The 9,037-nt window shown below is 30.1% G+C and carries 1 protein-coding gene; it reads right to left on the bottom strand.

The features are described 5' to 3' along the window. A partial coding sequence (locus ABMA45_RS08455; RefSeq protein ID WP_348030149.1) for an RHS repeat-associated core domain-containing protein occupies positions 1–8,803 on the bottom strand: 8,803 nt, incomplete at its 3' end. Between the last annotated feature and the right edge of the window lie 234 nt (positions 8,804–9,037).

Below are 9,037 nucleotides of genomic sequence, written 5' to 3' on the forward strand. Positions count from 1 at the left end.
TTGTGAATGTGTATATTCCTCCTATTGCTGCTTTTACAGCCGAGCATGCTGCTTTTTCAAATGTCGATGTTGTAAAACGTCCGTTTAAATCAACATTCATTACAGGATTGTTCGATGCATATGAATATTTATGTAATGTATCCGGCATATATATGTTTCCGTTTTCTGGATCCATTGACGCTTTTACAGCCGAACATGCTGCTTTTTCAAATGTTGATGTTGTAAAGCGTCCATTTAAGTCAACATTCATTACCGGGTTGTTCGAAGCATATGAATATTTATGTAATGTTTCCGGCATATATATGTTTCCGTTTTCTGGATCCATTGATGTAAATCTTTTTGTAAACGGATCATATTCTCTTGCACCTGCATTCCAAAATCCGGTTCCCTCATCATAAATATGTCCCGTATAACTCTTTGTAATATTAACTGTAGGCACTGACGCATTAACAGTTAAACCTGAATTTTCAGTTACATTTCCCCATGCATCATACTCCGTGCTAGCACAAACATTTCCTATTGAGTCAAACGCCCATCTTGTAGAGCCTATTATGTCTGTGCTTACACTATATGTCTCATGAGTCTTTTTGTAAAGTATGTTTGTATCAACTGTAACATCTGTTTTTTTATTGTCACATCCATATGCATAATCAATTGTTACTCCATTGTTTTTTATTTCTGATAAAACTGTCGGGTTCTTTTCCGTATAGTCGTAAATATACTGTGTCTCTGTTGATGTCTTATTTGTCAACGACTGAACCACATTTGCTTCTTTTATTAAATTTCCGGAACCATCATATTCATAGTTACTTGTGATATCTTTGATTCCATTTGTATTAACATTTTTGAAAGCTGTCTTAATCTGTCCATTTTCATTATATGTTGCACTAAATTTCGCAATAACACTTGATTTATAATCATTTATTGATGCGAGATTACCATGACTGTCATATGAATACTTTATTCCTTTAATTAGTCCGGAAGCATCTATATCATTATCATTATATTTCTCTATTAACTGATTCAAATGATTATATTTGCAATATGTTTTATACGAATCTTTTGTTTCTGATATTAAGTTGCCAAAACCATCATATTCATATTTTGTTGTTGATTCTTTCCCATCTGAAATAATTGTTTCTTTGGTTAATTTGTTTTCAACATCATATTCATATTTTGTTTCCTTTGTTTTTTCTGTATATCTACCTGACTCTTTATGATTTATAATATTTCCATTAGCATCGTATTCATAGTTGTCAATCAGATAAGCTCTTATTCCCTCTGTAGCATACACCTTAACGAGATTATGTGAGTTGTCATACTTATATGTTTCACCAACACCATTTGATGACTTTTCTGTTATATTATTTAAATAATCATATGTAAAATATGTTGACTTGTTATCATTTTTTAAAGAAATAATATTTCCATTTCCATCGTACTCATATGATACAACCTTTCCATCAGAATATGTTATTTTACTTTTATTTCCATCAGCATCATATTCGTATGACACATGCTTTCCATTCTGATTTGTATTAACAATTCTGTCAAGGTTATCTCTATCAAACGACACCTCGTTGTTTGGTGTAATCATTGAAATTAAGTTGCCGTCCTTGTCATAACAATAAGTTATAGTATCCTGACCTTCTGTTTTTTCAATAACATTATTATCTAAATCATATTTATATGTCTTATTAGGTGCTTTTGCATCATTTGGTGAATCACTTACACTTATAAGATTATTCATGCAATCATATTTATAGTAAGTGTATATATATTTTTTATCTTCTCCAAGACTTACGCCTTCTCTAGTACAATTACCATTAGCATCGTAACTATAGTTAGTCAAATGACTCTCTCCTGTTTTGGCATCACATTCTTCCTTAACTGTCAAATTGTTATTTTCATCATAACTATAACAGTTAAAGTTTCCATCCGGTTTCGTTACTTTAACAAGATTTCCATTATAACTGTATGAATATAAAGTCTTATTTCCATTCTTATCCTTATAAGATGTAACATCTCCATTCCCGTTATATGTAAACGACTCTTCTGTCCCATCGTCATAAGTAATTTTACTTAGATTGTCCCCCTTATCATATGAATATATTTCACTGTATTTTGCCTTACCATTTTTTGATGTTTTAACCATTTTTGTGATTTGGTTTGTTGCACTATATTCATATGTATACACAGTTCCATTGCTGTCTATTTTCTTTATCAAATTTCCAGCATTATCATAACTATATGTTTCAAGTAATTTTCCGTTAGATTCCTTTTTACTTAAAAGATTCAAATAGTTATATTCCATTGATACATAGTTACCTTTTGCATCAACAATCTTAGTATTATTTCCATTTAAATCATACTCATATTTTGTCGTATGACCTTCTGAATCTACATATTTTGTAATATTACCACTTGCATCGTATTCCCATTTGCAAATTTTACCGCTACTTTCTTTTTGTTCAATAACATTATTCATTGAATCATATACAAAAGTAATCTCATTATTATTTGCCTCTACTTTTTTTATAATGTTACCATTTCCATCGTAGCTATATCTTGTAACATTTCCATTTCCATCTTTATAAGCAGTAACATCTCCACGCTTATTATATTCATATGATGTTTCATTACCTAATCCATCTGTTATGGTTTTCACATTACCTGCTTTATCGTATGTATAGTGTCCCAACTCGACTGTCGACTTGGACTCACTATCCTTAGCCTTTTCGCTAATTAAACGTCCTGCTTTATCATACTCATATAAATAATCAGCATACGGTAAATAATTTTCACCCTTTCCCTCGGCGTATGTCATTTTTTTAACTTTACCAACTGCATCATATTCGTATTTTTCAGAATAATTGTTTGGTTTACATTCAAATGTAAGATTGTCATCACAATCATATTCATATAATGAAACTTCGCCATTTGCATCCGTTTTACTTACCAATCGGCTTTGCTCATCATAGACATATTTTTCCTCATATCCTCTTTCATTCTTTAATGAAACAAGATTATTGTTTCCATCATATGTGTATGTAATTGTTCCGGCATCTATTGTCCCATTCTGTTTTGTTACAGTTGCAAGATTTCCTGCCTTATCATATGTATATAATACTTTATCACTTCCCTTTGCACTATTATTAGCATTTGTAAAGCTTGTCACTCTACCGGCGAAATCATAAGTATATAATATTTTCGATACTTTATCATTTTCTTTTGAATTATCTACTTTTTCAATGGCAATCACATTATTACAATTATCATATGTATATTTTGTTATGCACTTATCTGTTTCTAGTTTCTTTAATCTATTATCTCCATCATATGTATAAACAGTAACGTTGTTGTTAAAATCCGTCTCTGTAATTAAATTGCCATTACTATCATAGTTATATGTTTTTCTGTTACCTTCTTCATCAATTTCAGCCAATACCTTGCCAGTTCCATCATATTCATATGAATAGCTATTTCCGTTAGCATCTTTCTTTGATATTAACCAACCATTGTCATCATATATATATGTATCTTTATTTTCATAAGGATCTGATATTGACTTAAGTCTCCCTTTCTTATCATAGGAATACATCCATATATTATCATTTTCATCAACTCTTGATGTCACATTTCCGTAAGAATCATATGTGTATTTCACTTTATTACCAAGCGCATCTGTTTCTGATGTAACATTTCCCATTTTATCATAAACATACTTTGTTTCATAACCGGCTTTTGATTTAACTGTTGTTATCTTGCTCTGTGCATTATATGTTGTTTTTTCAGAATTGCCACAAGTATCTACAGTTTCTGTTATAAATCCATTTTTGTTTACTTTATATTTAATAGTATTTTTGTTTTCATCAGATTCACTTAAAACTTTACCTGCTCTCGAATATGTATACTCTTTTGCATTACCATCATTATCAGTTTCTTTGACAGTCCTCCCAAAATCATCATATGTATATCTGATAACGTTTCCATTACCGTCCGTCTTTGTTGCCACCAATCCTGCTTTGTTATAAGTATATTTAATAACGATGCCTTCACTTGTTTTTTCTTTAACCAGATTTCCTTTTACATCATACTCATAAGATATGCTATTATTATTAGCATCTATGAGTTTAAGTAAAAGTCCTTCATTTGAATAAACATATTTCTGCATTTCACCATTTCTGTTTGTATATGATGTCATCAAATTATTTTGATAAGTATACTCTTCATATGTTCCATCCTGATATACCATTTTTACAATATTTCCGTTATTATCATATGCTGTATATACAATACCATCTGAATCTTTTGCTCCTACAACTTTTCCATATCCATTATATGTATATTCAGTTATATCACCTGCAATTTCGCGAATGATTGCTCCATTTTCATCATATTCAACAGTATTTTTATATCCATTATCCCCTTTACATATATTTCTATATTTTTCATCATCATAAGTATATGTGAATGTTCCTTCATCCTTTGATACCTGACTAGTCACTCTACACTTTCTATCATAAATATTTTTTATAGTTTCAACGTTTTCAAAATCTTTTATACTAATAAGATTATAATTATCATCATAACTAAATGACATAGTATCTTTATCAAGATTTGTAACTGTATCTAGATTATCCCCATTATAAGTGAATGTGATATTTTCTCCATTGATGTTAATCGTTTTAATATGATTTTCTATTTTTTTCGGAGTGACTTTTATTTTATTTGCATCCCATTCAATTTTTGCAGGATCATAATTCTTAATAATATCCTCTAATGAATTTGTGTTACTCTTACCCACTTCTTCATTATCGCCATTATATCCTGTGCTTTCCCAAATAAATTTCATCTCGCCTGCATCACTTGATACATTTTCCAACAATCCGTTATTATATGTTAATACAGTCTCCCAACCATCACTCTCTATAATAGAAATCAACTTACCATTACAATCAAATTTTAATTTATTTGCTACATCAGTTAATATATATTCTTTATTATTCTTTTTAAGCGTTTTTCCACACATACCATAAGATTCATATATTCCATTATCGTTTGGATTAAAAAATATATATTTTTCTCCATTTGGATAACTAACAGTTATTTCATCGTTTTCACTATCATCTGTTAGTACATAATCATATGTTGATGACCATCCTATGCCAAGTCCATTATCAACTTTTCTTCTGGAATCATAATTTCTTTCAAATGTTAATTCATGTCTTCCCCTTGCAATTATATCTGTATATTTATATGTAAATCCACCAGTATACAAATTTACTGGTTCTCCTACATAATGTTCAATTGAATTTTTCCAAATATTCCAATCATTATCATAATCCGGAACCTCTATAATTTCATACGAAGTGCTTCTAAATGTTGTACTTGAACCTTCTAAAACTCTTGTCACAATACCACTTAAATATGATTTTAATTTAGAGAATTCAATAGTTGTTACATATGTAATTGTAAATGATTCTTCTGGTAATAAACGTTCACAAAAAATACCATTTTTTCCTTCTATTTTCTCTACTGGATGGTTTACTACTTTATGTGTCGTATCATACTCTTCTAAATATATTGTTCCATCAATAGCCTTTTGTTCTTCCCTATCAAAGAAAAACTTCAATCCATATAAAGTTTTATCTGAAACATTTGTATATGTCATTCTAATAGGATATGCTTTTCCGGAAAATGCAATAGAATTAGCTGCAATCTTCAGTTCCAAAGCTGCCTCTCCTGTTACATGAAGAATGTCTTGAGATTCAAACTGATGAATAAATTCATATGGTTCCGTCTCGCCTGTCCCATCATCCATCTTTCCGGTTACAATCGTCGACACCTTATAATCTCCGTTTTTCTCCCCTCTTACATACCAATCAGCACAAGCCTCACTAGATTTATCAATCCTTCCAATTTTTTTAATTGCTTCATTAGATTTTCCTTCAATCATTTTTGCAAGTGCTAATCCATCCGGCAGACATAATTTTGCTTCGCAATCAGTAATAAATTCCTGTGTTGAAGTATTAAACACCACTAATTGCACATGAAACATATCACACAAATATTTAGCAGTTCCATCAACAATTAAGAAAAAGACTGAATTTCCTTTTATATATGTATTGATTTTAAATTCTCCGGAAGTAGTTTCTGATTTTGCTTTAATTTTTATGTCACCTGAAACCTCTTCTGAATAAATTTCCCAACTACGCACATCTGATGTTTGAGATGCTTTAGGACCAAATACTAAAGTTACTTCATACTTGATAATCCTTTGGTTATCATCACAGTCCATGTCAATTCCTGCTTCTTTAATCTCTCCATATGTCATTTCAGAAGCAGTAACTTTACCTTTTACTGTATCATTAGTGCTAAGATATAATACTATTTCCTTATCATCTTCACCCATTATCACTTTTGACTGACGTGGCAAATACCTTTCATTTTTATCCTCTGCATATACACTATATGATTCTCCAGGTAATAAATAAACTTCTAATATACCTGTTTTATTAGAATTTTTCCAAATTGCTTCATTATTGTCATTTAACACATATATGTCAACTCCCGTAAGCAATTCACCTGTTTCCGTCGATTCAACCCTTACTTTTAATTTTCTATATGTATCAGAGCCCTCTACTTCTATCTCCTGTACAGCAGTATTTGTTCTTCCTTTTTCATCTGTAATTGTTAATATAACAACATAAGTTCCCGGCAAATAATATTTATGTGTTGCTTCTAAGCTGCCAGATTTCTTTCCATCCCCAAAATCCCATGAGTATTTAAGATTTTCTTTATCAGTATGATCATCATAAGATTCAGCAGCTGAAAAGTTTACTGTCTCACCTACTTCAAACTTTTCCTTATCTAATGTAATAATCGCTGTCGGTTCTGCATTAAACTCTCCAAGATTTATAATTTTTACTGTATTATCATTTGATGTAGTAAATAAATAATCTATTTTTTCATTTGGATAATATCCATCAGGATATTTATCTAATGTTACTGAATAATCTCCTTTTTGCAAACGTACAATTTCGAGTATGCCATCTTCATTTGTAGCCCCCGTAATTCCCATTTTATATTTTCTTCCATTAATTACTTTCCAAAGAGTAAAATTCACTCCTTCTATAGGTTGATTATTATTGTCAACACACTTAATATTCTGTGTATTAATTTCACTAACTAATCCAATTCTGTTTCCACTGGCTGTAATATTATCCTGCTTATCGTCTGTTACTGATGATAATTTCCATATAGCTTCTGTAGCATTTATATAAGCATCTGCCTCTGATTCTTCCGTCTCATATTGCGCAATAGCTCTAAATTCATCTCCAATTGTCTCCTCTACAACAATATCTATAGGATACATAAGTTTTTCTTTAACGGTAACTATTTTACCTTCTCCAAGCATAATCTGATCCTGAATGTTTGCTAAGCTATATACCTCTAATGTGCCATTATTATAAATTCCGTTTCCATATGTAACCTTATTAACATTCTTATCATTACTATTCCTAGCCTTATTATCAAAAATAGATACTTTTTTTAATATTGTATTACCCTGATTATTAATTGCACCACCCATATCATTATTGTTCCCACTAAACGTTCCTTCTTCAACAATAAGTGTTGCTGTACTATCAACAAAAAATGCACACATTGAATTACCGCTAAATTCATTTGAATTTACTTCAATATCCTTGCCAAATTTTTCACTATCTATCTTTCCTTCTTTAACAATAACCGAAGCATTCTTTTCAATCTTAATATCGTTCCTGTTATTAACAAACTTTACACCAGCCATAACTGCTCTTTTTCTTACTAAAATATTTGTCCAACCATATCTTACATATTCCTTTTCAAATGATGTATTTATAATCTCACCATAATCAAATGCTAATGTACTTGTTCCGTAATGAGAACCATTATGATAAAACTTTGAATTTTTAATATATAATTTTTCTGCATCTATCGCTTCACCATATGAATATATCTCACTAATATCACAATTATTCATTGTGAATTCCTTGGCTCTTGCAACTCTTATTACAACATTACTAATATTTACATCACTTACTTCCAATAAATCATTAGAATAGAAAACACATCCTACTCCAATATCATACCACCCTCTAACATTTGAAACTGTTCCACCAGTTATATTGCCCTTATTATATACTCTGATCAGAGCATTGCTTGCATAAATCCCCTGATTATCACATTCTGTAATTCCAGAGTTCTTATCCATTTCTAACGCACCATTATTCAATTCAAAAATAGATTTATCATCATTTACTGAAAAATTCCTAAATATTGTATTATTTAGAACTACCTTTCCTTTTACAATAATAAAGCTCTTGTTCGCCGCATATTTATTTTCATATTTTACTTTTCCATCTTCCTGTGTAGTTTTAACTCTATTTCCTTCTACATCAATATTTTGAAATGTTAAATTTGCTGTTTCCGGTACTGTGAAAAACGTATCTGACTTTGTTGTATTACATGTAAAACTTATCACAACTTTCTTTTCATCATTCGAACTAATTGTCATATGTTGATTTTCTGAAAGTGTTACACTCCCACCAAATTCAATATTTCTTTTCAGATAAATTACCGGATTTTCATCTCCATCTTCTGTTGCCTTATTTACAGCTTCCTCAATTGTGTCATAAGAAGTATTGTTATACATAATCGGTCCTGAGACTATATCTGCGAATACAGATAAATTGATACTTGTTGTCATAATTGCAAATATAAGAATAAATGCAATCATTTTCTTAAATAATTTGTTCATACTTTTTTACAGAATATTAGAATTTTTTCATTATAAATATTTTCTTAAGTTTTTACTACTACTCATACCAATAACTAAAGAAAACAAATTTGAAAATGGTTAAAACCCCTCTATCCCATCTTCTCCTTTTTTCTTTTTTGTTTAAACATTATCGTTTAACTATTTTGTATAGTAATACATTGTTTATGTTTTGTCTACATATTTTTTATATTAATAAATTTTTAATATTGTATC

Source organism: Eubacterium sp. CAG:156 (assembly GCF_000434315.1).
GTDB classification, from domain to species: domain Bacteria; phylum Bacillota; class Clostridia; order Lachnospirales; family Lachnospiraceae; genus Eubacterium_U; species Eubacterium_U album.